27 protein-coding genes and 1 CRISPR repeat array are annotated in these 26,351 nt (G+C 41.7%); of the genes, 16 read left to right on the forward strand and 11 right to left on the reverse strand.

Annotation, left to right across the window (positions count from 1 at the left end; translation table 11 throughout):
- Positions 1-660 (forward strand): Rpn family recombination-promoting nuclease/putative transposase (locus V7K25_RS14555; RefSeq protein WP_335159015.1); only part of this gene is annotated, 660 nt, incomplete at its 5' end.
- Positions 661-736: 76 nt separating this feature from the next.
- A complete protein-coding gene (gene dusB, locus V7K25_RS14560; RefSeq protein WP_335159017.1) occupies positions 737-1,792 on the forward strand; it encodes a tRNA dihydrouridine synthase DusB in 1,056 nt (351 codons plus the stop codon).
- Between the two features lie 84 nt (positions 1,793-1,876).
- Positions 1,877-2,412: direct repeats of the CRISPR family, unit length 37 nt; unit sequence GTTTCAATCCCTAATAGGGATTTTATTGAATTGCAAT.
- 276 nt (positions 2,413-2,688) lie between these two features.
- Here dusB and ald read toward each other — a convergent pair.
- On the reverse strand, positions 2,689-3,780 hold the full coding sequence (gene ald / locus V7K25_RS14565; RefSeq protein WP_335159020.1) for an alanine dehydrogenase: 1,092 nt from the start codon (positions 3,778-3,780) through the stop codon (positions 2,689-2,691).
- A gap of 582 nt (positions 3,781-4,362) precedes the next feature.
- Here ald and V7K25_RS14570 point away from each other — a divergent pair.
- The 3 genes from V7K25_RS14570 (at position 4,363) to V7K25_RS14580 (ending at position 6,454) form a co-directional block, all read left to right on the forward strand.
- On the forward strand, positions 4,363-4,533 hold the full coding sequence (locus V7K25_RS14570) for a chlorophyll a/b-binding protein (RefSeq protein ID WP_094331136.1): 171 nt from the start codon (positions 4,363-4,365) through the stop codon (positions 4,531-4,533).
- A gap of 465 nt (positions 4,534-4,998) precedes the next feature.
- Positions 4,999-5,292, forward strand: a complete 294-nt coding sequence (locus V7K25_RS14575; RefSeq protein ID WP_335159023.1) for a hypothetical protein — start codon at positions 4,999-5,001, stop codon at positions 5,290-5,292.
- A 136-nt stretch (positions 5,293-5,428) separates the two neighbouring features.
- Positions 5,429-6,454, forward strand: coding sequence for a WD40 repeat domain-containing protein (locus tag V7K25_RS14580; RefSeq protein ID WP_442948087.1), 1,026 nt, complete (start codon positions 5,429-5,431; stop codon positions 6,452-6,454).
- Between the two features lie 273 nt (positions 6,455-6,727).
- Here the strand turns inward: V7K25_RS14580 and V7K25_RS14585 are convergent, their stop codons facing one another.
- The 3 genes from V7K25_RS14585 to V7K25_RS14595 all read right to left on the reverse strand — a co-directional run bounded on the left by V7K25_RS14585 (position 6,728) and on the right by V7K25_RS14595 (position 10,577).
- Positions 6,728-8,014: a glutamyl-tRNA reductase gene (locus V7K25_RS14585; RefSeq protein WP_335159027.1), complete on the reverse strand. Its 1,287-nt coding sequence runs from the start codon at positions 8,012-8,014 to the stop codon at positions 6,728-6,730.
- 240 nt (positions 8,015-8,254) lie between these two features.
- The gene (glpX, locus tag V7K25_RS14590; protein ID WP_335159029.1) at positions 8,255-9,292 is read right to left on the reverse strand and encodes a class II fructose-bisphosphatase; all 1,038 of its coding nucleotides are present in this window, start codon (positions 9,290-9,292) and stop codon (positions 8,255-8,257) included.
- 244 nt (positions 9,293-9,536) lie between these two features.
- Entirely contained in the window at positions 9,537-10,577 is a 1,041-nt protein-coding gene (locus V7K25_RS14595) for a histone deacetylase family protein (protein WP_335159031.1), read from the reverse strand.
- Positions 10,578-10,759: 182 nt separating this feature from the next.
- Between V7K25_RS14595 and V7K25_RS14600 the strand changes: the two genes are divergently transcribed.
- The 7 genes from V7K25_RS14600 to grxD all read left to right on the forward strand — a co-directional run bounded on the left by V7K25_RS14600 (position 10,760) and on the right by grxD (position 15,955).
- A complete protein-coding gene (locus V7K25_RS14600; protein ID WP_335159033.1) occupies positions 10,760-11,332 on the forward strand; it encodes a DUF981 family protein in 573 nt (190 codons plus the stop codon).
- 56 nt (positions 11,333-11,388) lie between these two features.
- On the forward strand, positions 11,389-11,703 hold the full coding sequence (gene grxC, locus V7K25_RS14605; protein WP_335159035.1) for a glutaredoxin 3: 315 nt from the start codon (positions 11,389-11,391) through the stop codon (positions 11,701-11,703).
- 432 nt (positions 11,704-12,135) lie between these two features.
- Complete coding sequence (tadA, locus tag V7K25_RS14610; protein WP_335159037.1) at positions 12,136-12,621, forward strand: tRNA adenosine(34) deaminase TadA; 486 nt, start codon at positions 12,136-12,138, stop codon at positions 12,619-12,621.
- Positions 12,622-12,733: 112 nt separating this feature from the next.
- A complete protein-coding gene (locus V7K25_RS14615; RefSeq protein WP_335159039.1) occupies positions 12,734-13,492 on the forward strand; it encodes a lysophospholipid acyltransferase family protein in 759 nt (252 codons plus the stop codon).
- 831 nt (positions 13,493-14,323) lie between these two features.
- Entirely contained in the window at positions 14,324-14,929 is a 606-nt protein-coding gene (locus tag V7K25_RS14620; protein ID WP_335159041.1) for a hypothetical protein, read from the forward strand.
- A 355-nt stretch (positions 14,930-15,284) separates the two neighbouring features.
- The gene (locus tag V7K25_RS14625; protein WP_100899811.1) at positions 15,285-15,542 is read left to right on the forward strand and encodes a BolA family protein; all 258 of its coding nucleotides are present in this window, start codon (positions 15,285-15,287) and stop codon (positions 15,540-15,542) included.
- An 89-nt stretch (positions 15,543-15,631) separates the two neighbouring features.
- Positions 15,632-15,955, forward strand: coding sequence for a Grx4 family monothiol glutaredoxin (gene grxD, locus V7K25_RS14630; RefSeq protein WP_109011199.1), 324 nt, complete (start codon positions 15,632-15,634; stop codon positions 15,953-15,955).
- Positions 15,956-16,302: 347 nt separating this feature from the next.
- Here grxD and V7K25_RS14635 read toward each other — a convergent pair whose 3' ends face one another.
- Positions 16,303-16,551 (reverse strand): DUF6761 family protein, encoded by a 249-nt coding sequence (locus V7K25_RS14635; protein WP_334884950.1) that lies wholly within the window; start codon positions 16,549-16,551, stop codon positions 16,303-16,305.
- A gap of 587 nt (positions 16,552-17,138) precedes the next feature.
- On the opposite strand from V7K25_RS14635, the gene V7K25_RS14640 reads away from it, so the two are divergent.
- Positions 17,139-17,906 (forward strand): response regulator transcription factor, encoded by a 768-nt coding sequence (locus V7K25_RS14640; RefSeq protein ID WP_335159044.1) that lies wholly within the window; start codon positions 17,139-17,141, stop codon positions 17,904-17,906.
- A gap of 115 nt (positions 17,907-18,021) precedes the next feature.
- On the opposite strand, the gene V7K25_RS14645 is transcribed toward V7K25_RS14640, so the two are convergent.
- The 4 genes from V7K25_RS14645 to V7K25_RS14660 form a co-directional block, all read right to left on the reverse strand.
- On the reverse strand, positions 18,022-18,891 hold the full coding sequence (locus V7K25_RS14645; protein WP_335159046.1) for an ABC transporter ATP-binding protein: 870 nt from the start codon (positions 18,889-18,891) through the stop codon (positions 18,022-18,024).
- A gap of 14 nt (positions 18,892-18,905) precedes the next feature.
- A complete protein-coding gene (locus V7K25_RS14650; protein ID WP_335159048.1) occupies positions 18,906-19,472 on the reverse strand; it encodes a hypothetical protein in 567 nt (188 codons plus the stop codon).
- Positions 19,473-19,575: 103 nt separating this feature from the next.
- Positions 19,576-20,037 (reverse strand): DUF4079 domain-containing protein, encoded by a 462-nt coding sequence (locus tag V7K25_RS14655; protein WP_335159049.1) that lies wholly within the window; start codon positions 20,035-20,037, stop codon positions 19,576-19,578.
- 151 nt (positions 20,038-20,188) lie between these two features.
- Positions 20,189-20,584: a DUF1830 domain-containing protein gene (locus V7K25_RS14660; protein ID WP_335159051.1), complete on the reverse strand. Its 396-nt coding sequence runs from the start codon at positions 20,582-20,584 to the stop codon at positions 20,189-20,191.
- Positions 20,585-21,172: 588 nt separating this feature from the next.
- On the opposite strand from V7K25_RS14660, the gene V7K25_RS14665 reads away from it, so the two are divergent.
- From V7K25_RS14665 to V7K25_RS14675, 3 genes are all read left to right on the forward strand, one after another.
- A complete protein-coding gene (locus tag V7K25_RS14665; RefSeq protein ID WP_335159053.1) occupies positions 21,173-22,762 on the forward strand; it encodes a photosystem II high light acclimation radical SAM protein in 1,590 nt (529 codons plus the stop codon).
- Between the two features lie 101 nt (positions 22,763-22,863).
- Positions 22,864-24,261 carry a DICT sensory domain-containing protein gene (locus tag V7K25_RS14670; protein ID WP_335159055.1) on the forward strand — a complete coding sequence of 466 codons (1,398 nt, stop codon included), beginning with the start codon at positions 22,864-22,866 and terminating at the stop codon, positions 24,259-24,261.
- Positions 24,258-24,896 (forward strand): pentapeptide repeat-containing protein, encoded by a 639-nt coding sequence (locus V7K25_RS14675; protein ID WP_335159057.1) that lies wholly within the window; start codon positions 24,258-24,260, stop codon positions 24,894-24,896. The genes V7K25_RS14670 and V7K25_RS14675 overlap by 4 nt, the downstream gene beginning before the upstream one ends.
- A 279-nt stretch (positions 24,897-25,175) precedes the next feature.
- On the opposite strand, the gene V7K25_RS14680 is transcribed toward V7K25_RS14675, so the two are convergent.
- The gene (locus V7K25_RS14680) at positions 25,176-25,301 is read right to left on the reverse strand and encodes a hypothetical protein (protein ID WP_335159059.1); all 126 of its coding nucleotides are present in this window, start codon (positions 25,299-25,301) and stop codon (positions 25,176-25,178) included.
- 148 nt (positions 25,302-25,449) lie between these two features.
- Complete coding sequence (locus V7K25_RS14685) at positions 25,450-26,346, reverse strand: S1 RNA-binding domain-containing protein (protein WP_335159061.1); 897 nt, start codon at positions 26,344-26,346, stop codon at positions 25,450-25,452.
- Positions 26,347-26,351 lie beyond the last annotated feature (5 nt).

Consider the following 26,351-nt stretch of genomic DNA (forward strand, 5'->3'; position numbering starts at 1 on the left):
TCAACTGCTTTTGCGTCATGTGTCATATTCTATAATGCCGCGACCTCTAAGATCATAATTTTCTTGCGCTACCCCTACTTATTGAGCCGATACCCTAAAAATTATTGGCGAGGAGTAGTTATCTATCCCAATCGCAGTTTAGATACAGCAGATATCAGAAATTACAGTGAATTTTTCACAAGTGGGCGCGTTAGTCGCATTTATCTTAATGAATTAGGTGAAACTGCATCATTACCAATTGGAATTGCTACGATGAAATTAGTGGTCGATGAAGAGGAGACAGCAATTACATCTGCTAGGCAGTTAATAGAGAGAACCCAGCAAGAAATCAATATTGAACCACAACGGCGGCAGTTATTAGAATTAATAGAGACAATTTTGGTTTACAAGTTTCCGACAATGAGTCGAGAGGAGATTGAAGGTATGTTTGGGTTAAGCGATTTGAAACAAACACGAGTTTATCAAGAAGGCAAGCAAGAAGGCAAGCAAGAAGGTAAGCAAGAAGGCAAACAAGAAGGAGCGCGTGAAGAAAAGTTTAGAATGATCCCTTTGTTGTTGAAATTGGGATTGAGTTTTGAAGAAACAGCGAAAGAGTTAGGTTTGAGCCTAGAAGATATTCAACAAGAAATGCAAAAACAGCCTCCAAGTCAGGATACGTAACCTACAATTACCCCCATCGCAGATACCTCTAAATATTTCTGCTATTTTCCACTACCATTAATTTTTTATTTTTTATATGATTTCGCTCTCTCCCATTCTCCAAGCTAGACTTTCCCAACCCCTCAAAATTGGCTCGTTTGAGGTAAAAAGTCGGGTTCTTCAATCCCCTCTATCTGGGGTGACAGATATGGTATTTCGCCGGATTGTGCGTCGCTATGCGCCAGATTCGATGATGTATACCGAAATGGTGAATGCTACAGGGTTGCATTATGTCAAGCAGTTACCCAAAATCATAAAGGTAGACCCAAATGAGCGCCCAATTAGCGTTCAATTATTTGATTGCCGTCCAGATTTCTTAGCAGAAGCAGCAATAAAGGCAGTTGCCGAAGGTGCTGATACTGTTGATATTAATATGGGTTGTCCGGTAAATAAAATCACTAAAAATGGTGGTGGTTCTTCGTTGTTGCGGCAACCAGAAGTAGCAGAGGCAATTGTGCGGGAAGTGGTAAAAGCTGTTGATGTGCCTGTGACAGTAAAAACCCGGATTGGCTGGAATGATAACGAAATTACTATTCTCGACTTTGCCAAGCGGATGGAAGATGCAGGGGCGAAAATGATCACAGTCCACGGACGCACTCGCGCCCAAGGATACAATGGCAATGCCCGTTGGGAATGGATTGCCCGTGTGAAAGAAGTGCTTTCTATCCCAGTGATTGGGAACGGAGATATTTTTTCCGTTGAAGCAGCGGTGAAATGTTTAGAACAAACTGGCGCTGATGGTGTGATGTGTTCCCGTGGAACTTTGGGTTATCCGTTTTTGGTGGGAGAAATTGATCGCTTTTTAAAAACTGGGGAAATATTACCGTCACCAACCCCGATTCAGCGCTTGGAATGTGCAAGAGATCATTTACAAGCCTTATGGGAATATAAAGGCGATCGCGGTGTACGTCAAGCCCGTAAGCACATGACTTGGTATGCTAAAGGTTTCGTTGGTGCTGCCGAACTCCGAGGACAGCTAAGTTTGGTTGAAAAGGTAGATCAGGGTTTGGCAATGATTGACCAAGCCATTGAAAAACTGGCTAATGGTTATGAACTTGAAGAAGAAGTGGATGGTAGTTTAGTGATGCTTTAAAAAATAGATTTAACCAGAAAATCTATGTCAAATATAACAATTAAAATTATTATTTTCTACGTAAATAAAGTGGGCGATCGCAATGTTAGTATCCTTAATAGGGATTTTATTGAATTGCAATTTCCTATTTATCAAATTAGAAATGAAATAGGCGAAGTTTCAATCCCTAATAGGGATTTTATTGAATTGCAATTGCGCTTTTTGCCCTTACCATGTCAATCCTTTTGTTTCAATCCCTAATAGGGATTTTATTGAATTGCAATTGCTCTATGGAATCAGTTATAGAAGAAGTATTTAGTTTCAATCCCTAATAGGGATTTTATTGAATTGCAATAAGCAGTGTTTTCTAGGGATTACACTATAGATGGGTTTCAATCCCTAATAGGGATTTTATTGAATTGCAATGAAGCTTTACTTAATGATTCGTAAGCATTATAAAGTTTCAATCCCTAATAGGGATTTTATTGAATTGCAATGTGAAATATTACGGCAAGCGATCGCGCCTCCTGTTGTTTCAATCCCTAATAGGGATTTTATTGAATTGCAATATCTCTACATATCTTTCATTGCCAAGTGGTGATACGTTTCAATCCCTAATAGGGATTTTATTGAATTGCAATCGCTGGGGTTTGAAAGCCCTGTTGTATTTGGTTTTCAAGGTGCAGTTGCGCGAATGAACGAATCATAGCACAAGGAATAGTTGTATAACAACATGCAAATCGCTGAAACCTAGTCCTTATAAGGTGCGCGGATGGTTTAAAAGTACCATTGCCCTGAAAGTCTTGTATACATGGAGCGTACAGCCTTTTTTGCTCCTTATCATTTTGTACACCTACCCATCCGCGCATTTGGCAAGAAAATTAGTCTAATTACTGATCGCCTAATCTTTGCACGCCTTAATTTACCAAATCAGGGAATACCTCTTGTACAGCAGGATGCACTAAGCGATGGTTCTGCACATTCACACCCTTAGCTAATGCTGGGTTAACTTCCAGTGCCTTAATTCCCAAATTCGCCAACTGGACTACATAAGGTAATGTACTATTATTGAGTGCCTGGGTTGCTGTCCAAGGTACTGCTCCTGGCATATTGGGAACGCCATAATGCACCACACCCTCTTCAACGTATACTGGATTGGTGTGGGATGTAGGGTGTAAAGTTTCTATGCAACCACCTTGGTCAACGGCTACATCAACTATTACAGAACCAGGACGCATTTGTTTGACCAATTCGCGGGATACTAATATTGGCGCTCTCCGTCCCAGTACTAAAACTGCACCGATGAGCAAATCGGCTTCAATGAGTGCGGCTTCAATATGAGCAGAGTTGCTGTAAACCAATTCGACTCTAGAGCCAAACAAGGTTTCTAAATAAGATAAACGCTCGACACTCACATCTAAAATCTGGACGCTAGCACCCATGCCCACAGCAATTTTAGCTGCTTCTGTACCGACAACGCCGCCACCTAAAATTACTACTTTACCAGGTTGGACTCCAGGTACACCACCTAAAAGAACTCCTCTACCACCTTGCTGACGTTCTAGGAATCTCGCCCCAAATTGTACTGCTAGCCGACCGGCAATAACACTCATGGGAGTGAGCAAGGGTAGTCTGTTTGCACCAGGTTGTTCTACAGTTTCGTAGGCGATCGCAGTTGTGCCACAATCAATTAAATGCTCTGTCAATTTGCGATCGGCTGCTAAATGTAAATAAGTAAATAATATCTGCCCTTTCTGCAAAAATTTATACTCAGATGTCAGAGGCTCTTTGACTTTAACAACTAATTCCCGATTCCAAGCCGTTTCTGATGTAGGGACAATTTCGGCTCCAGCACTTCTGTAGTCGTCATCTGAAAATCCAGCACCATTACCTGCTTGCGTCTCGACAAAGATGCTATGACCATTTTCTCGCAGTACCCGCACACTAGAAGGACTTAAACCTACCCGAAATTCTTGATCTTTATTTTCCTTGGGAACGCCAATTTCCATATATCGCCTCTGATAATTTTTTTGTTTAACTGTAGCCTGCGAATTTCAAGCTTGCTACTTTTGTCTTACGACTGGTCTATTACAGATAGCTGTATTAGAGATAATTAATCTGTGTCCTAAGTTTCTCAATTTAATCTGAGTAGCTCCAAACTCTTACCCTTGACTATTGCCCCAGTATTTATACAATATATAAAGAATAGTAACAATTTATTAAAAGACCGATTGTATAGCTCCCTACTAGGAAGCTTTTGCTGAATTTATCAAGTCATCTTGACATTCAAGTACTGCAATCAGCTTTTAAGCTACCTTAACTTTTCACGTTATCTGGAAAAGCCCAAGAAAAATCTAACTTCCTGACTCCCTTATCAATGGGGAAGGGGAAAATTCAAAGTCTCTCTCCTTAAAAGAACAGAGAATAGAAGTGAGGTTTTCCACCCTGAAAAGTCAGATAAGCTACCAAGTCAAAGGTAAAAGTTAAGGGTAAAAGAACAAGTCTATTCCTTTAACTTTTGCCGCTTATCTTCGACAACTGCTGCAAAGTCTAATATCAAGTCCCGTTTGCCGAAAAAAGGTTTTTTAAAAATGACACAAACACAACCAACGATTACACCTAAATTAGAGGAGCCTAAGTTTGGCTTTAACGAATATGCTGAACGGTTGAATGGTCGAGCGGCAATGATTGGCTTCGCTTTGCTGCTGGTGATTGAATACGTCACCAATCAAGGGGTGCTATCATGGCTGGGTCTGAAGTAGTGCCACTAACAAGCACAAGGTAGAAGTTGTAAGCTAGTAATTAAAAGAGTTTCAACCAGCTGGAACAACCAGTTGGTTTTGACTTTAACAATTGATAGCTAAGGACTTCACCCTAGATCCTTTAATTAGACTTATTCGTAAATTATTGCCCTAGAATGTAAGCAAGAGAGGAATAGAAATATTTATTAGTTATAGAAATATTATAGACTTGCAACTAGTACAGTAGGGTGGAATCCAGCTACTATGTCAATTAACAAGACTTGACAAGGGGTAAAATCCCATAGTTAAACGTAGGCAAAGTTCCGCCACACTCTACTAATATATACAAGGCGATTAATGAGTCCACTTCCTCCCGTACTAAAGAAAATCATAATTTGTATCTGCCTTGAATGAGAAAGGCAAATTACGGGTGAGGTATTCTTGCTAAATATACACAAAAGGTGAACTGGAACCAACCAAGCTGTGATGAATGCTGTATTACCTCGTTTTTTGAAGTCAACCTACCGAAAAGAGCCACTAATCAGTGTATTGATGACGATGGGCGCTATAGATGCCCTGATTGGTGGACTGAATGATAGCTGGTCGTTGTTCGCTTTTGGTTTGGGAACAACAGGGATAGCGCTAGCTTTTAAGTTGTGGCGTTTGCAGCAGCGTCGTCCTCTACCAGAGGAACCTGTAGTGCAACACTATTTACCCTCTCGTTCTTCTAGTGCGCCTTTACCAATGTTAAGCGTTTCTAAGAAAAAACCACCTCTCTAGGAAGTGCAGAGTTATTACTTAAATAACTCTGCAAAATTGATTTGAGTAACCATATTTATAAAAGTGAGGAAAAAGAGTGAGTAGTGAGGGAAGAGGTGGGGGTAATTTTCTACGCCCGTATATTATCCTGGCGTTTATGGCAGCTGTTGCCCTTCCAGTGACTACCTGGCAAGGGTTTTATATTCATGAAGCTCATGCTGCCATTGAGGTAACACCAAACTCCCAAACTACCAACAGCTTTGCTAATGCCCAACTACTTTACACACTCATAGGACATACCGGAACCGTTAAATCCCTCGCTTTCACGCCAGATAGCAAAATTCTGGTGAGTGGAGGCGCAGAAAACGAGGGTGTAATTCGCCTGTGGAACTTAGCAAATGGCAAAAAGTTGGCGAATATTAATAAAGCACACCAAACAGCTATAGAATCTTTAGTGATTTCACCAGATGGGCAAACCCTCGCTAGCTGTAGTGATGACAACACGATTAACCTCTGGAACCTGAAAAATTTTAAATTTACCCGCTCTTTTGTTGGACATACCAGTAACGTATTATCTTTAGTGGTGTCTCCTGATAGTAAAGTTCTTATCAGTGGAGCTTTAGATGGGATTCGGATCTGGGATTTGCTACAGCAGCGCCCGCTTGGTACTCTAGTACGTTTTGACAATTTGATTTATACCCTAGCCCTTAGTCCTGATGGGCAGACCTTAGCTAGTGGTGATAATAAGGGTGTAATCAAGCTGTGGAATTTGAGTACTGGTAAATTAATCAGTCAATTTGTCGCTCACGATAATGCTGTTAGTAGTGTGGTTTTTACACCAGATGGACAAACATTAGCTACTGCTAGCCGCGATCGCACAGTCAAACTATGGAATATTAATACTGGAGAATTAATCCGCACCCTCACAGGCCATAATAACTGGGTGAATGCGATCGCCATTAATCCCGATGGACAAACCCTTGCTAGTGCTGGCAGAGATGGCATTAAAGTATGGAATTTAACTACAGGTGAGTTAATAAATACACTGAGCGGACATACAGACTGGGTGAGTGCGATCGCTTTTAGTCCTGATGGTAAAATTCTTGCCAGTGGTGGATTTGATAAACAAATCAAGATTTGGGGAACTCCACAAAACCTAATTAACAGCGCTCGTACAAAATAATTGGTTTCAATTATCATGCTCAAAAAGGGACTGTACTTTTATAGACAGCACCTTTATAAACTTGCCTATTGCTCCTTAAAGCAACTTTTAAGGATGCAGCTAAATTCAAAGCAATTTTATTATGATTTTGCCTTAAAAAAGCGGAGTAAGATGTTAAATTGCTGTGGTTGTATAACTAACTTCTAATTAGACATCTATCTAATTAGAAGTATATCTAATTGAAAAGCTCAGATCCCCAAATTCTCACAGAAGCTGGGGATTTTGTTGTTAAATTTAACTAAATTGTTCCTCTGCATCCAGGTTGAACAGCATTTGCAGAGTTTGCATACAGCGCCGTCTAGCTTCCACATCTTGCTGCGATCGCAATTGTACCATCGGGTCATGTAAAATTTTATTGACAATTCCCCGCGTTAATGCTTCAATCACCTCTTGATGTTTTTCTGCAAATTCCGAACCCAATCTCGACAAAGCTTTTTCTAACTCTTGTTCGCGGATAGTTTCGACTTTATTTCGCAGACAGCTAATAGTCGTAACAGTTTCAAGAGAGCGCCACCAAATATCAAAAGCTTCCACTTCTTCCTCTAAAAGTCGTTCTGCTTCCTGTGCAATCTTTCGACGGCTTTCGTAGTTTTGCGCTACTACTGCCTTCAAATCATCCACATTAAATGCTTGCACATTTTCCAGTTCATTTACATCCGCATGAACATTACGCGGTACAGAAATATCAAATAACATTAAAGAGCGCTGAACTTCTAAAACCATTTCTAACTTGGCACGGTCAAGTATTGGCTCTGTTGCTGAAGTGCTTGTAAATACTAAATCGCTATTAGCAATTATAGTCATCATTTCCGATAGCGGATGAATTTCGATCGGTTGCTGAGGGAACTGCTTTGTTAATTCTTGAGCGCGATCGCGTGAGCGATTTACAATACTAATTTGCACAGCACCCTTAGAAATTAGGTGTTGCACCAGCAGGCGCGACATTTTACCAGCGCCTAAAATTACCACACGGCAAGCTGCTAAATTTGCTACTTTTATCTGCGCTAACTCTACAGCTGCCGAACTAATAGAGACAGCACCAGTACCAATACTAGTTTCAGTGCGAACCCGCTTACCAGCTGTCAGCGCTTGTTTAAATAATCGATTCAAAATGGTTTTTATACCGTTATATTGCTGTCCCAGTTTGTGAGTAGTTTTCACCTGAGCCAGAATTTGACCTTCTCCGAGTACCAGACTATCTAAACCACCTGCTACCCGCATAACGTGCATCACTGCATCATCATGTAAAAGCATAAATAAATGTTGTCGCAGAGAAAGTACGGGTAATTTACTGTATTCCGCAAGAAACTGCGTTACTTCCCGGATACCTTGGTCTGCTTCACTGGTAACAATGTAAATTTCTAAGCGGTTACAAGTGCTAAGAATTGCAACTTCGTCAATATGGGGATAGCTGGCCAGTTGAGCGATCGCACTTTCAATTTGTGGTTCTGGAATGCTCAGTTTTTCCCGGACTTCTACTGGGGCTGTTTTATGACTTAACCCCACCACTGCTATATTCATTTGCTAAATCGTAGTTACTAGTTGGTAGTTGATAATAGGGCATTGAGTGAGAATAGGGAATGGGGAATTTTTGTTTATTGGTTGGTAGTTATCCCCAGCAATAAACAACTATTAATCACTAACTACTAACTACTAACTACTGTAAGGGTAAAGCATTTTGGTGAATATTTTTCCATTTTGTAGAAAGATTTATTTCCAAATGCTTCGCCTCTACTTTTACCATTCCCCATTCCCTAAAAATTAGTTCAGTTGGAGAGTCTTGGGTTCACCAAACATGTGAATTGTATCAACAAATCGAGCAGTTTTCGACTGGTTAGAAATTACCAAGCTTTGAGTTCTTGCTCCACCGTTGAAAAAACGTACACCATTCATCAGATTACCACTGGTAATGCCGCTAGCAGCGAACAGAACAGTTTTACCAGATGCCAATTCATGAGCATCATAGACCTTATCGGGGTCATTGATATTCATAGACTTTAAGCGATCAATATTAGCTTCTCTGCTTTCTCCAATCAGACCTGTTTTTACTACTGCGGGATCGTAAATCAGTTGACCTTGGAAGTGTCCACCTAAAGCACGCATTGCTGCTGCTGAGATTACACCTTCAGGAGCCGCACCGATACCCATCAGCGCGTGGATATTAGTTCCAGCAAAACCGCAGCTTATAGCTGCACCCACATCACCGTCTGAAATTAGGGCGACTCTCGCTCCAGCCTCACGGATTTCTTTAATTAAATCGTTGTGGCGTTCGCGCTTCATAACCACGACCACAAGTTCTTCAATAGAGCGCTCTAGACACTCAGAAAGAATCTTGAGGTTTTCTGTTGCTGACTTGTTGATGTCTACCTTGCCTTTAGCTGCGGGGGGTGCTGCTAACTTCTTCATGTAAAAGTCAGGAGCAGCAAATAATCCACCCTTTTCAGAAATTGCCAACACAGCCATCGAACCAGGTTGCCCATAAGCTACCAAGTTCGTACCTTCACAAGGGTCAACAGCGATATCAATTTCGATTAATTCATCAGGGTTACAGAGAGCTGCGGCATTTGGTTGAGTACAAATACCAACTTCTTCCCCGATGTATAACATAGGCGCGTCGTCACGTTCGCCTTCTCCAATCACAATGCGACCCCGCATATAGATTTTATTCATCCGCTCCCGCATAGCTTCCACAGCTACTTGGTCAGCGATGTTTTTTTCGCCTTTACCCATCCACTTTGCGGATGCGATCGCGGCTTGCTCTACTACTTCAATAATCTCTAACCCAAGTGTATTTTCCACAGAGTCTGCCCTCTCAACTGCTTGAATTTCTGCCGCTTTATCTGGCTATTTCAGTCTTTAAGTCTACCAAAGGGCGGTTACCAAATTTCGATTACAAATGTTAACGAAGTGTCAACTCCAAAATTATTGACACTATTCTCAATAATTTCTATATATATCAGCCTGTCAAATCTAAAGACAAGTATTTAGAATAATTGCTACAAATTTTATCCAAATAAGTATGCTTAGTTAAAATTATACCATCTTAAACACTTTTAAAACCTGTGACTAATTGTCGAACGTTTTCACTTAGGGCTTCAACGAAGTAGCCACCTTCTTGGACAAAAAGAGTTGGCAAACCAAGTGACTTAATCTTTCTGCCAATTTGATCGTAAGAGGTGGACTCAAGAGCAAAACAACCGAGCGGATCTAATTTAAATGTGTCAAAGCCAGTTGCTACAACCAAAGCTTCTGCCTTGAACGACGACACTACAGCTAGGGCTTTCTCTAAGGCTTGTAGATAAGAAGCCTCATTAGTTCCAGGAGGTAGGGGAATGTTCAAGTTACATTCTTCTCCATTATCCCTGCCACGTTCGTTTTCAAAGCCTGTATAAAAAGGATAAAAGTTGGTGGGATTACCGTGAATCGAAATTGTTAAAACATCACTGCGCTGATAAAAAATCTGCTGGGTGCCGTTACCATGATGCATATCAATATCAAGAATTGCAATTCGGGAAAACTTTGTGCGAAGCTCTTGTGTGGCGATCGCAGCGTTATTTAAAAAACACATACCCATTGCCATATCCCGGCAAGCATGATGCCCACTTGGTCTACACAAGGCATAGACAACTAACTCTCCTGCTTTCAGATCAGAAGTTGCTTCAATAACCGCAGATACACTTCCGAGTGCGTTTCGCCATGTGTATTCTCCGATTGGTGCTGCGCCGTCAGCAATGTACCATCCTGCCAGAGCCACAGGACTTTCGTTGAATTGAGCCAGATGGCGGTTTGAGGAAATGTTGGGAAAAATCTCGGTACTCGCATTCTCCATTTTTGACCAGTGTTCCCAAGCACTCTCAAGATAGTTAACATACGCAGGATCTTGTACCGCTAAGATTGATTCACGCAGCATTGATTCGTTAAGTTCTGGCTGCGATGCTAAAACTATCTCACATTCCGCCTTTTCCAGCCCCAAACGAATCTGATTACCTCTTTGTGCAACATCAGGGTGTTCAATAAAGTGCCCTCTCCAGAGGAATTTTGCCGGACCATGAACGTCAAAGTATGGACTTACTATGGCTTTCATTAACTACGAAGTGGAACGTCCGCTATAGTCTACCAAGGGGTGGATACCAGTGGAAAGTAGTTAAATTTTGCTACGCTTTCTCTGGGTGTTAATCTGTGTTTATCTGTGGTTTTAAATATTTAGAAATGTAATAGTGTTTGGCATAATTCATATCAACCCAGAAAAGCATCAAGAGGTTAATCGTGTTTATCGACTACATCACACTAATGTTGATCAATATGGTAGCCGGGTTATTTCTACTGGCTGACTATGTGTATCGTGGTATAGATAGTTCTAATCAGAGACAGTGGATTCCTGGATTCGGAATTACTGGGGCTATAGCCTTAACAACTGGTTTACACATGAGCTTCACCTGGCCAGTAATGGGTAGCTTTAACATTGCCTTCGGTGAGACAAGTGTCTTATTTGGAATCTTGTTTATTGCAGCTGCGATTTCTCTTGCTCAAGGTTGGGATTTGTTGACAATAGCAGTTTATGGCTTCTTTGCTGGTGCAGTTGCGATCGTAGTGGGTATCCGCATCATCAACTTGAATATGACAAAGCAACCACTTTTATCAGGAATCGGCTTTATTTTAACTGGCTTAGGAGGTATTTTTGCAGCACCAACTCTCTATTGGAAAACCAACCGAACTTGGCGGCTAATTGGTGTAGCAGTGCTGATAGTAGCCGCTCTAATTTGGGCATTGACTGGATATTTGTCTTACTGGAATCATTTAGAGGGTTTCCAAAAGTGGGTTCCAGCCCCAATGCGGTAATCAATGCCAGCAATGATCTAGGCTAGAGAAATAGTTAAAACCTTGCTTAAAAAAATATGCTGGACTTTCTTAACCCCCTTTTAAATCGCCATCCAGAGCGAGTTAAAGCCAACGTCGAACTTTACACATGGCAAACTTGTCCTTACTGCATTCGTGCCAAAATGCTGCTGTGGTGGAAAGGTGTAAATTTTACCGAATATAAAATCGACGGCGACGAAGCAGCCAGAGCTAAAATGGCAGAACGCGCTAACGGACGCCGTACTGTACCGCAAATTTTTATCAATAACCAGCACATTGGCGGCTGCGATGATCTTTATAAACTAGACACACAAAGTCAACTCGATCCCCTTTTAGCCCAAGTTGCTATTTAGCTTGAGATTTCTAGTCCTTGTCATTACCCCAATTTTTGTAACAGTTAAGGTATTGTAGTGACGCACATCCTGCCTAGAACTTAAGTTCTAGGCTAATTGCTCAAGTCCACTCAAGTGGACTGAAATTCTTGTTTAGTCCTCTTGAGAGGACTTTAGCTATTAGCCTTGGAATAAATTCCGAGGCGGGATAACAACGAAGCGGATATTGTCAAACGTTAAGTAATGCAAGACTTCAAGCCTGTAGGCTATATAGTGTTTTCTAATCATAAAAGGTATATCTTAAACCTCTCTCGAAGAGCGGGGAAGGGCTTGGGGGTGGAGTTCTGTACTTACACAACCGAGAACCGCTATATACTTTTTATTTATCGTAGCATCAGTGTCTCGTCCGTCCAAAGGCGAGCATAATTTTAAAGTTTTTATATTGATAAGTATATGCTAACTAAATACACAGAATATCTTATACATCAACAATGGATGAGTTTTGCCTTAGAATTAGCAAAAGTAGCAAGTGATGCAGGTGAAGTCCCTGTAGGTGCTGTTATCATTGATTCAACAGGCAAATTGCTAGCACAAGGAGAAAATAGAAAAGAGCGTGACAAAGACCCTACCGCTCATGCGGAAATTATCGCTCTCAAAAGAGCAGCAACAACTTTACAAAATTGGCATCTTAATGAATGCACCCTCTACGTAACTCTGGAACCTTGCCCGATGTGTGCAGGTGCGATCGTCCAAGCGCGTCTAGGACTACTTGTATACGGAGTAGACGATACCAAAACTGGCGCAATTCGTACAGTTATTAACATACCCGATAGCGCTGCTTCTAATCACCGCTTACAGGTAATCGGAGGCGTTCTAGAGTCAGCTTGTCGTGAGCAATTACAGGCTTGGTTTGTTACTAAGCGGCGTAGTGTAAACTAACGGACAGAGGTAAAACTGTCCATCTAGTACCAGACAAGTCACACAAGAGAACCTACGGTGTAACTAATCAGACTTTTCGTTAAATTTTACCCGTCAATCAGCTGCATCCGTCATGATGGAATTTTACTCTTCATCCGATACCTGTCAGCAGACACCAGCAAATCATCAGGTGGCTGGTACTACCTCAAGGGTTTCTCCTTGGATAAGTCCTCTGGCATATTTATTAGGGCGTCAGTGCCTATTACCATTATTCTTTGGGCAGATTAACATAACCGGACAAAAAAATATCCCGATAACTGGGCCTGTGATCTTCGCGCCTACTCATCGGGCGCGTTGGGATGCATTGCTCGTACCCTACGCTACCGTTGATTGTCGGAGAGAACAAGACCTGCGGTTTATGGTGACTATCGACGAATGCCAAGGTTTGCAAGGCTGGTTTGTTCGACGTTTGGGGGGGTTTCCTGTAAATTCTAAGCATCCGTCAATCCGCACGCTGCGACATGGAGTTGAGCTACTTCAGCAGCAAAAAACCCTGGTTATCTTTCCAGAAGGTAATATTTTTCGTGATGGACAAGTTCACCAGTTGAAGCCGGGAATTGCTCGTCTTGCTTTGAGTGCTGAATCTAGTCATTCGGGGCTGGGAGTGAAAATTATACCCATAGGCATTAATTACAGCCAACCTTATCCAAATTGGGGTACAGATGTGAGTATTGACATTGGCTCCCCAATCAGAGTAAAGGATTACATGAGTGGCTGTATAAAACAAGATGCTAAAAGCATCACAGTTGATTTAGCAAAGGCACTGCAACAGTTAAGCCATCAAGAAACAAAAATTACTAATCGTGCATTTGCAGAAATTACTAATTCTTGATATCGTCAAACGTCAAGAGTCCCAAGACTGGCTCTTACCCATTGAGTATTAACCGTGCATGATGATTAACAAACTGGGCGTTTTCAACGTTTGACACTGATTGCTTGCTATATTCATCCTGAGTACGTACGTCACAAAACATTAGGGCTTGTTTGCAACGTTTGAAGATGTATACATATAGATTACCCTCTTTTAATAGGGTATTTAGCCAAATTGGCATTTTTTTGAGCCAATAGCTAATAAATGTCTTGAAACAACTGACTTAGTTGATGATAAATATTCTTACTATTTAGTCAAATAATTAAATGAAAGTCTTGAGATTTTCCATGATTTTGTAACCATGACTGGTAAAAACAAAATTTTGGGAAGCGCGGACTGGGGACATCGCTATGTTTAAATGGTTTGGTGCGATCGCATTTCACACCCGATGGAAGCGATCGCAAATACTTCAAGCATCGTGTGAAGATTCTCATGCCGAATATCTCACTTAACCTGAGATAATTATTGCGGAGGAAAGTCGGTAGCGGGACGGATGGTGAAACAGTCTAAAACTTTTTCTTAAATCAACTCTTCACCACGGCGTTGTCAAACTACTCCCAAGTTGCTTGCTGGTAAACCGATGATTAAAAAATCAGAGGAATTAACGCGATCGCTCATAACAACGATTTTAGTTAATTAGTATACAGGGGCAATGGGAACTCTATTAAACCGATTTTCAGTCTAAATCAGAGAAACTTAGGATGCAGCTTTGCTTTGTCCAAGACCAAAACAGAGTTAAGATACCCGAAGTTTCCATAACTTTTCTGTATAGTCGTTGCACTACTTGACCCCATGAACACTGCTGTCGCTGTTACCTTGATGCGCCGTACTCTTTTATCAGTCATAGCAGTCCTCAGCCTGCTATCACCTGTGAATGCTCAGGTATCACAGTTACCAGGCACTACTAGCCCACAACCCATCGACCCCAACGATCCCAATAACCTGCGCCCCATAACCCAAAGTAACAGCCTTTTGAGCATTGAAGGTGGCGATCGCTTAGTGAAAGAGGCAGACCAAGCCGTTTCTGCTCAAAACTACCCCTTAGCTGTCAAGAAACTACAAGAAGCACGCCAGGTTTATAATCAGCTATCTAATTTTTATCAAGAATTAAACTCTAGCTTTTCGGGAATTGACAATAGAGTTTCTGATTCTCAGCGTCAAAAAGCTCTAGTAACAGCGCAAAAGCGAGATGAAGCCACCTTTCAGCTAGCATTGGTACATCGCGCCCAAAATCAGCCAGAATTAGCTGTACCGTTGTTGATTCAAATAATTAAGAGTCAAAATCCCACGCGCGATTTAGGTAAGAAAGCCTATAAACAGTTGTTTGAATTGGGTTTTGTTGATTCTCCCTATCCTAGAGAAGGTGGTGCTTCATCTTCCTCATCCCCAAAAAAATAAATTAAATTTTTGGCGTTGCTGAATTGCGGTATGAATCCAGATGTAGAGACGTTGCAATTGCTAGTCTCTACAAGGATTTTGATATTATGCAGAATCGTTTTCATACATGAAATCAGCAACGCCAAATTTTTCTTGTCTATTTTTCCGCTACTCCTCCTGCTCCCCCATCTGCCTAAGCAGCAGCTTGAGAACTTTCCAGTGCTAGGATAGGATTATCTACGGTAGCTTTGAGGCAGCGTCCTCAAAAATCCACCTCAGAGCTGCGTTTATCTCTAGCCTTGCCAAAACCTGAACTTGGCACAGCCATTGCTCCATATCTGTTAATAATAGAAAAGTAAGTTTTTCAGGAATAGCGATGATTAGTCCGCAGCAGGTTGAGGCAATGATCAAGGCGGAACTGCCAGACGCTCAGGTTCAGGTGCAAGACTTGACTGGTGGCGGTGACCACTATCAGGTAACAGTAGTTTCATCGCACTTTGCTGGTAAGGGACTAGTGCAACAGCACCAGTTAGTTTATGGTGCTTTGGGGCAAGCTATGTCAACTGAAGCAATTCATGCCTTGGCAGTAAAAACATATACTCCTGAATCTTGGCAAGCAACACCAGCTTCCTAAACATAGAGTTAGGAATTAGGAGTTAGGAGTTATGAATTTTTAACTTCTCACTTGTCATCGTTGAATGTAACATAGGAAACACAAATACCATGACGCCAGAACTCAAAGAGAAAATTGATAACTTGCTACAACAGAACAAGATTATGGTTTTCATGAAGGGAAACAAATTAATGCCCCAATGTGGTTTCTCCAACAACGTTGTGCAGATTCTCAATACCTTGGGTGTTCCCTTCGAGACAATTGACGTTCTATCAGATTCTGAAATCCGCCAAGGAATTAAAGAATACTCTAACTGGCCGACAATTCCCCAAGTGTATATCAATGGTGAATTCGTTGGCGGTTCTGACATTTTGATTGAAATGTACCAAAAAGGTGAATTGCAGCAAAAGGTAGAGGTAGCTTTAGCCTCGTAATATTTCTTGACGCAAACCAGAAGGGATGCCGCTAAATTAGCGTTTTGCAATCAAGGCAAATTGCCATTTTTAATATCCTTGAAAGGTCAGAGAACTTGTATTTCCCCTTTCAAGGGTTTTTTATGGGTTTATGAAAAAAATACTTGCTCTGTGTTGGAATTGATTTCAGGGGTAGTCAACAATCCCCTCAGTCGCATTGGCAAGACCAATATAAGGCTGAGGGGATGCGTTTTATCAATACAATATTTCCAAATCTCACACCACGGCACAAGTTGACCAATACAGATAATATGCTATAATCATCTGCGGTAATTAACGATTACTTTCAACGACTAGGTAAATACTACTTAGTAGTAATCGCGTAGTGGCTGTGGTTGTGGCACTGCAAAATTTGATCCATCGTACAAGTAGCGGCTGGCTTCCTCTTCTAAGCGATGAATCAGGATAGGTTCAAGAATATTGCCATGTCGTAATGCGGCTAGATATCCATCCAAATACATCCGCATGTCATCCGTGCGATAACCGCGATTCCATAACTCGACGAAGGCGTCGGTGAGTCTTTGGTAATAGCGGATGGTTTGTGTGTCTTGGAGCATAACTGCTGTATTAAACTCTTTGGAATGAGAATTGTAAATGATTTACGCTCAAATGTGAACTGTAATTTCACTTTGGCATTAACTCAAAGTCAACACATGTACTTTGGGCAGTACCCTCCTAGCAGCTACAAGCTATTTTAATCCTATTCCAGAAAACATCGATTCTAGTTATCTGCTAAGTTCTTTTTATGATTTTCATAACTTTTCAGCCCAATTGTATTGGTGATATATTCGTGGGTGTAGAAACTAATTTCTGCAAGATAGGAATCCACTTTTATCATCATGTTAAAAAACTGTTGTAGTAAAAGCTAGCTGCTTAGGCTATAGTTCTTGGCAAGATGATATCCATCTAAAAGCAGAATGTTAAGCTAGAAGAACTTTTCATAAGTTTAACAAATATTTTGATTAATTTAATAAAAATTTAAGAATATTTCTAATTGCCTTCGGCAAGGCATAAATTCAAAGATATTGCCACTATTTTTATGAGGAAATGTAAAGGTAATAGCTATTGAAGTAACAAAGGCTACAAAACCTTAGAGATGAGCTTGTTACTTTGAAAGTCATCGACGCTAAGGGGTCTTGCCACTGTGGGTTCGGTTTGTATAGAAATCATTGAGGGGAATCCCCATCTGAGGTCGTTGCTGGGTTGGCACTTGCAACAACTAGAATACCGTGTGCATCAAGCTGCCAGCATTTATCAAGCAAGGGAAGTATTTTTAAGCCATCAACCAACACTGGTAGTTTTAGATGCAGACCTGCCTGATGGTGATGGCATTGAGTTTTGTCGTTGGTTGCATCATCAGCAACAACCTCTAATCTTAATGCTATCTGCCCGTAATAGTGAAGGTGATATTGTCGCAGGTTTAAAGGCGGGCGCAGATGATTATCTGAGCAAACCTTTTGGAATGCAAGAGTTTTTAGCACGGGTAGAGGCACTAATTCGCCGGAAGCGCACACCTACTGCACCAGCTTACTTGGATTATGGCACTTTGCAAATCGATTTAGTTCAGCGCCGTGTCCGTTTCCAAGGGGAGTTTATTGACTTAACGCCCCAAGAATTCAGTTTGCTGTACGTTTTGGCACAAGCTGGGGGAGTACCTCTGAGTAGGTCAGAATTACTGCGTCGTGCTTGGCCTGATGCTATCGATAACCCTCGTACCATTGATACTCACGTTTTATCGCTGCGGAAAAAGGTTGAACTTGATCCTCGCCAACCCAATTTGATTCAAACTATCCGCAATGTAGGATACCGTTTTAACATGGAAATTTTGAATAGCAATATTTCACAATCACAAACAACAAAGTTAGCTAGAGAGAGATTTAATAATCAACGTTCAACGCTTAGTAGTGTGTGATGGGAGTGGGTGGGGGACAAGGGAGATGAGGGAGATGAGTGATAACTCTTAACTCTTAACTCAGCACTCAGTACTCAGCACTCTTAATGCCCAATGACGATTGACTAATCCAAATTTAAAATCCAAAATCGTCTTGAGCTTCTGCTTGAATTAAGCTTTCTCGTAATTCAACCCAGTTTATTTCAGAGACTTTTTGATTTGCCAATAAATGACCTTGGTGTAGATGTAATAACTGAGTACAAAACATCTGGGCTAGTTCCAGTTGGTGGTTTACCATCAAAATCGTGGTTTGATGAGTTTGACTTAACTGGGTTAAGACTTGCATTAGATGAGAGGCTGTACCAGCATCAAGGGCAGAGGTTGGCTCGTCTAATAATAATATTTTAGGCTGGATGACTAAGGCACGAGCGATCGCTACTAGTTGTCGTTGTCCAGCAGAAAGTTGCACCTCTGTTCGCCCTAACCATTCACTGGGAATATGCAGTTGTTCTGTCCAGTGACTGACTCGTTGCTCAATTGTCTGTTTGGACAAACCACGCAAAACTAAAGGATAAGCCAAGGCTTGCCCAACTGTCATCCCCAACAGCTTCGATTCTTGCAATACAAGTACAAGCATCTGGCGTAGCTGGATGACGGGAATTTGGCGATATTCTTGGTTTTCTAGATAGATTTTGCCACTACTGGGTTCAATGAGGCGGTTGAGGAGTCGTAATAACGAAGTTTTTCCAGCGCCAACTGGCCCTACAATTGCAATGCGTTCGCCGCAGGCGTTGGCGGAGCCATCGCCCTGGAATACCTCCAAGGAGATATCTTGCAATATGGGGTATCCTTGCTGATTGCCTGGAAGTTGGGTTTTCAGCTTCGTAAACAGATTAATTTGCTCTAGCCTGAGTGTGGCTTTTGCTGTATTCAAGGGAGTGGGGAGTGGGGAGATGGGGAAGCAGGGGAGGCAGGGGAAGAAACTATTGATTGATTCTTGAGCCATGCCCAATGCCTATTTTAAGTTAATTGTCTAGTAGTTAAAGCTGTAGCGATCGCCCAGCCATCGACCAATAGTAACAGCAGCGTGAATACTAGTAAAATCAAGTACATCCACGGCTGCGCTAAAGGGCGAACATCTGTAGTATCAATGCCCGTCTTTGCTTGGACAATTTGCACGAAACGAGCAAATCCGGCTACACGCATCGGGAGTAAATAAGCTTTCCCATCCTGGCTGACAAAGTAATAAACTATTCCTCCTTGACCAGTGGTGCGGGGTTTTAACTCTTTCACTTCTGACCAAGGTAAAAACCAGCCTCTACGAAAAAAGCTAGGTACCCAGGCGGGGTAAGTAACTTGAATTCCCTGGTCATCTACCGTTACTCGTTCAGTCAATACAGCATACAAGGCAACGAAGCCGATGCTAATCCCTATCCACAATAATTCTGGGGGTACGGGTGCAGCTGTTACCTGCGATAAGAAGGGTAATGGAACTGTGAGTGCTATGTATAGACTCAGCAGCGTCATCCGAATCAAAGGAGACAGACGAAAAATAGAAGCTGAAATATTAGCTGAGTTTGCTGTCACGGCTCAATTACAATGCTTTTCTTCATTGTACGGTAGGTCTATGTCATACCTCGCCTGCCGTATATAAGCTATGCCACTTTAATAATTCGTAATTCGTAATTTTTTAGGGTAAATATTTTTGCACTACAATCCAACCAGTAAGGGATACCCAGGCAAATCCTATAAATAGAATAATATTTACGCCGATGTGTAAGGGTCTAGCCCAAGGTTGTCTGGCACTAATTTGCGTCGCACTGAAAGCAGATAGTAAAACTAATGCTACTACTATTAATCCAGCAACTAAATGTGATGAGTGACCTAAAGAGCCAAAGTGACCGAGAGTGCCAACAATGCCGATCGCTAGCAGTAGTAGTACTAAACTTACCATGCTGATGCCCATTGTATAGTGGAGCGATCGCACCCCTTTATTTCCGCCCATAAATGGGGTAATAAAAGGGAATTGCTGCGAAGTTCTCGCGCGAAACATCCAAACGCCAGTGACTGCTAACATCAGATATGCCAGCAGGGACAACCCCATTGACCAGGCGGCAATTTTCCACAACCAAAGAAATGAAGGCAGATTCATAAGATTGATTGTAATTGAAGGAGCAGGGGATGCAGGGAGCAACGGGAGAAGAATTTATCCCCTCTGCCTCTTTTCAATGCCCAATTCTCAATAAATAATAAACAAAAAAGGCTGCTGAATTAGCAACCCTTAAATTTAGTAAATTTTTTTTTTAATCAACCGATGCGAAACCAAGGAATTGTAAGGGTTTTGTAGTATCTCCGATTTTTGTATTAATTTGCTGCACCATAGGCCTGGTATTAATAAGGTCATTTTCATCTGATGAGTCTGTATCAAACTCATAAACGCTGGGTTCGTCGAGCATTAGGCGATCGCACGGAATTTTATCGGATAAAATTGCACTTGCCATCATCCCTGTATGAATCTCCAATTGAGCTTTTCGCGGAGCTTCAAACACTAAACGTTGTCCAGGAAAAACAACCCTTTCAAAGTACCAGTTGGGAATATTGGAGATGCGAGCTACCTGTATTTTGCTCGTGGCATTAATGTAGCAGCAGAGAATTTTTCCCGATTGCTCAGGTGGTAGAGGATCTAATATTTGAGCCATAACTGCTGAGGAGCTTTACGCCACAATTTTACATTACACTAGCCAAGCCTAGCATTGCCTGATCCCCAGTTGCTGTAGCTCCGACTACCAACTGAACTTTTATAGATTATTTTCACTATTAAGATATATCGCAGTTTATAAAAATTTTGTAAAAATTTATGCTTTGTTTGCAATTGTACACTATGTGAACATCTTTGAATTTTTAATTTCTGGCAAAAAATCTTTAACTTCTTTAGGGCAGATAATTAAAAGATAGCTATGGCGAAGATCCCCTTAGCTTGAGCCTAGTTCAGGAGTGTATTTTTGTGTTTCATCTATTGCAGGATTAAAACCCTGAGATCATCGCTTAATGAATGAACTCGATGTTATCGTAAAGCTATATGAAAAATGTCTTCATAAAACTTCTCTTGATCCCATGCGTTTGGTATAGAAAGCAATTTTATTGATTTTTACATCTGTGAACACAAGTTTCACACATATCAATAATGGGCTTCAATGTCAAGCAAGATTGTCACAGATTAAGAGCAGCCAAAACAAAAACACGCTTTAAAACTGGAATTTATCTCGCTTTCCCCAGAGATTGGCAAGATGGAAGTCAAAACACCCATGATGGAAAATCGAATTCTTTACGTTCGCCTTCCTTGTAACCCTATCTTTCCCATTGGGGTTGTCTACCTGAGCGATCATGTCCATAAACAGTTTCCTAATATCGAACAGCGAATTTTTGATTTAGGAACAGTGCCACCTTTAGACTACAGTTCTGCTTTGGATCGGTGTATCGATGAATTTAAACCGACACTGCTAGTATTTTCGTGGCGTGATATTCAAATTTATGCCCCAGTTGGTGGACGCGGTGGGAACCCACTACAAAACGCCTTTGAATTCTACTACGCGAAGAATCCTCTATTGAAACTACGCGGAGGATTCGGCGGTTTGCGAATCTTCATCGCTTACTATGTAGAATTATGGCGCAATCAGGGCTTAATCAAACGCGGTTTAAAGCGTGCCCAAAAATATAATTCTAATGCCCGTGTAGTTGTTGGTGGTGGTGCAGTCAGTGTCTTTTACGAACAGTTGGGTAAGAGCTTACCCCAAGGGACAATTATTTCGGTGGGTGAAGGGGAAACCCTCTTAGAAAAACTTTTAGGTGGCAAAGATTTTCGAGATGAACGCTGTTACGTTGCAGGAGAAACTCAACCACGGGAAAGGCTAATTCACGAACAACCCACTCCACTAGAAAAAACAGCTTGTAACTACGACTATATCGAAAGCATCTGGCCGGAATTTAACTTTTACCTGCAAGAAGAAGACTTTTATATAGGTGTACAAACTAAGCGTGGTTGTCCTCATAACTGCTGCTATTGCGTCTACACCGTCGTTGAAGGTAAACAAGTCCGCATCAACCCAGCAGATGAAGTAGTGGCTGAGATGCGCCAATTATACGATCGCGGCATTCGCAACTTTTGGTTTACCGATGCCCAATTCATCCCAGCCAGAAAATTTATCGACGATGCCATAGAACTATTGCAAAAAATCGTCGATTCTGGTATGACAGATATCCACTGGGCAGCATATATTAGAGCCGACAATTTGACACCCCAGTTGTGCGACTTGATGGCCAAAACCGGGATGAACTACTTTGAAATCGGCATTACCAGTGGTTCTCAAGAACTCGTGCGGAAAATGCGGATGGGGTATAACCTGCGAACCGTCTTACAAAACTGCCGCGATTTAAAAGCAGCTGGTTTTAATGATTTGGTTTCCGTCAACTACTCCTTTAACGTCATTGACGAACGTCCCGAAACTATCCGCCAAACTATCGCCTACCACCGCGAATTAGAACGAATTTTTGGTGCTGATAAAGTTGAACCTGCCATTTTCTTTATTGGATTGCAACCCCATACCCATTTAGAAGAATACGCCTTCAAAGAAGGCATCCTCAAACCAGGGTATGATCCAATGAGTTTAATGCCGTGGACAGCCAAAAAACTCCTCTGGAATCCCGAACCTCTTGGTTCATTCTTTGGAGAAGTCTGTTTGCAAGCTTGGCAACAAAACCCTAACGATTTCGGACGCGAAGTCATGAAAATCTTAGAAGAAAAACTAGGTTGTGCCGACTTAGAAGCAGCACTTTCTGCACCAATAGAGACAAAAGATAAACAGTTAGCAGCTGTTTGATAAAATTTGCAAAATTAAATAAGAGCAAATTTCATCTCCTTGTCTCGCGCCTTACCCCTACCCTAATCACTCCCCCTCTGCGGTTATTTTCTCCCAATCCCATGTTAGAAGGTTCAATCCTACAAAAGCTAGAAACAGCCCATCGCCACACCACCAGGCCAATACGATTCGGTGTTTACTACAAAAATACCTTAGTTGCCCTGTGCCATGCTCTAGAAGACCATATCTTAACCGACGACGGTACACCCCTAGTAATCTCAGCCTTCCAACAGGGGAAATGGTACCTACAAGAAGCCGGGCGATATGCAGATATCGCCCAGCGCAGCGCCGAAATTGTGATTATGGCTGCTGCTGAATCTGGCTTTGCTGAACATCCCACAAGCCTTTTACCCAATGTAGACTTAGTGGCATTAAATTCAGTCGATCCAGTAGCTCAGGAGTGGCACTTAATTATTTTATCGCCTAAATACACAGCAATGGTAATTTGTCAAGAATTATCGGAGGCTGATTATGGCAGTACTGGAGTCCCGACATCAGACTTAGAGCGCAAATTCTATGGCTTGTGGACATTTGAGCCACAGTTAGTGCAAGAGACAGCAGAAATAGCGATCGCTCACATAAAAAAATACAACCCAGAATTGGCACAAAAACTCACAGCCGATAAACAACAAATTGTACCGTCAATGGACAGATCCCAAAATTTAGGTGCAGTTGTCTCCCGTGTAGTAGATTACCTCCAGACTGGGCAAGATAATTTATCCATTCCTACAGCGTCTCACCAACAAACCCTAGATCGCAACTTGGTTTCTAACGAAATCCAAGCCTTTTTGCGAATGGCGCAACTGATGGATATGGCAGATGTCAACAATCCAATGGCAGCTGCGGAAGTGGTTGTACTAGCTGAAGCGATCGGCCAACTTTTGGATCTTCCCGCATGGCAGATTAAGAGATTACGGCTAGCAGCTTTGTTACATCGCATAGATCCGTTACAAAAAGCAGAAAGCGTTCTCACAGATGGTATATCCACACGCTACCAAGAAGATGCCCCCAGTTGTCCCTTAACTTGTCCCTTAGTACCGGGGGCACAAGTATTGCGAACTATGCCACGACTACGAGCGGTTGCCCAAATTATCACTCACCAAACCGAGTGGTGGAATGGTACAGGAGAACCAGCAGGTTTGGCTGGAGATGAAATTCCCTTAGAGTCGAGAATTTTGTCATTATTGGCAGACTTTCAGTGGCGAGTCAATGAGCGAAAATCGTCAAATCAAAGCCGGGAACAGATATTTACTCAAGCTTTAGATGAGTGCAGACAGCAACAATCTACCCGCTTTGACCCTAAACTTGTAGATACCCTAGCTTTATTAGTTATGGGTTTACAACAGGGACTCGACTTACCCTTGATGACACCCAAATTCAGCGCTGGCATCTGGATACTTGATTCTCAATGGGATAGCCACAGCAAGATCAGTGAAGAGATTGGTAGTTACTTTACATGAATATTGAAGCCATTAAATTAGGAAAACTCAAACAACTTCCAGGGGCAAATTTAGAAGACGAGGAACTCTCTCGACTGGATTTAAGCCGGATTAATCTTGCTGGTGCTACCCTTGTTGGCACTAATTTCGCCGCTTCCAAACTCGAAGGTGGACATTTGGAGGGAGCAAATTTGATGGGGGCGAACCTCCAAGAAACTGACTTGCGGGCGAACTTGATGGGAGCAAACCTGATGCAAGCAGATTTAACTGGCGCTGACTTGCGGGGTAGTAACTTGCGTGGCGCTAACTTGATGGGAGCAAGACTTAGTGATGTGTCATTGGTAGGTGCTTTCTTAAGCGGTGCCAATTTAATGAATGTGAACTTGCAAGGTGTTGATTTGCGCGGTGCTGACTTGCGGGGTGCAAACCTGACAGGGGCAAATCTCAAAGGTGCAGACTTGAGTCGCGCCGATTTGCAAGGGGCTTTGTTGAGTGAAGCAAACTTGGAAGAAGCTGACTTGCGGGGGGCGAATTTGGCAGGGGCGAATTTGACGGGAGCGAATTTACTCTGTGCAGAGTTAGAAGGTACAAATTTGAGTGGTGTTAATTTGAATAAAGCGTGTTTGGTGGGTACAGTTGTGGAGGCTGGGTTTTGAATAGGGGTTCATGAACAGTTAATTTATACAAATTACGATGAATAATGTATTAATAATGTGCTTTTAAAGTGAAACATTGTTAGCACATAATAACTACTGCTAACCACTGTTGACTTTGGCGATCGCACAATTTAAGTAAGCATTAATGAGATGAAACGCAAATGAAGCGAGTAGTAAAACTTTGCCCGCATCAGTTTTGGAGTGAAGCTAATCCAGAAATCATTATTGAATGGAACAAATCGACTCGAAAGCCTAACTCTAATGAACGTTGCTGGAGCGTCAGCAAAGTACGTTTTCCCAAAGACTTGCAATACTAAAGAAAACAGCCTCAGCAGATTCAATTTTTTCTCTAGTTAACACTGGCAGGGGTTCTTCTAATTTTTCTAAAATGACTGGCTGTATCATTGTTTTTTCTCCTTGGCAATTTTTATGAAAAACATCACAGCTATGTTTGTTTAAATGTCAAATACATTTTAATACGGTTTGGATAAGCACTTGAACTTAGTATCAGAGGCTTTTAGCAGTCCGTTGCACTAGAATTGTGTTGTGATACCTAACTTCCACAACTCTCTAGAATAACTTGACCGTTTTCAGGATCTATTTTAATGATCGTTGCCTTTAAATGGTCATTAATTTTGAAAAATTGGTTTGGATGGTCAACAGATGGATGGAACATTTTTGAGGTTGGCAAGAAGGCATATAAATCTCCAATATCAACAAACACACCATACTCTTTAATACGCCGTATGGTGCCGCTAACAAGCTGACCAACCTGCAACTGTCTGAGTCTAATTGAAACAGAACGATTTAGCAGTACTACATGATTACAGTCCTCTCTCACTTTTATAATATTGAGTGGAAATTCCTCTCCTACTAACAATTCCTCCCTATGCTTATCAACATAAGTAAGAACTGTCCCACGCAAACCCTCAATTTTCACTAATGCACCCCTCGAAGTTTTCTTAAGGATTTTTCCATATACTGTTACGTCCTCAGTCTGCAATTGCCGTACCCGTTCCCATGCTTTTCGTATCTCTAGTTTGCGAATTGAAAAAGAAACCGTTGGTGGATGCTCTTGAGAACACAAGAACCACTGAATAGTTGCTGATACCCCGCCTCCATGAACAGCACGAATTTTAGTGTGTACAATCAGGTCTTCTCTACTTATGGAATGACCACATTTTTCAGAAGCGAGATCCAATGCAACCTCATACAAGCGATCGCTATCTTTCAGCGTCTTAGGTGAACAATGCGAGAAGAAAATACTGTGTTCGCCATCGTAATTTCCCACAACCAGAAATTCTCGGATTTCATTTAGTTGCAGGGCTTCTTCTGGGGACTGAATCTCATTGAGTGATAGCTCTAGCAGGTTGTCGGAGAACTGGCAGAAGCATTTCCTAGCAAAACCTGCAAACGTCTTAAATTGAATGCTAAACATACCAAGCACCATTCTCC

It is taken from the genome of Nostoc sp. (assembly GCF_036919495.1).
In the GTDB taxonomy this organism is placed as follows: domain Bacteria; phylum Cyanobacteriota; class Cyanobacteriia; order Cyanobacteriales; family Nostocaceae; genus Nostoc.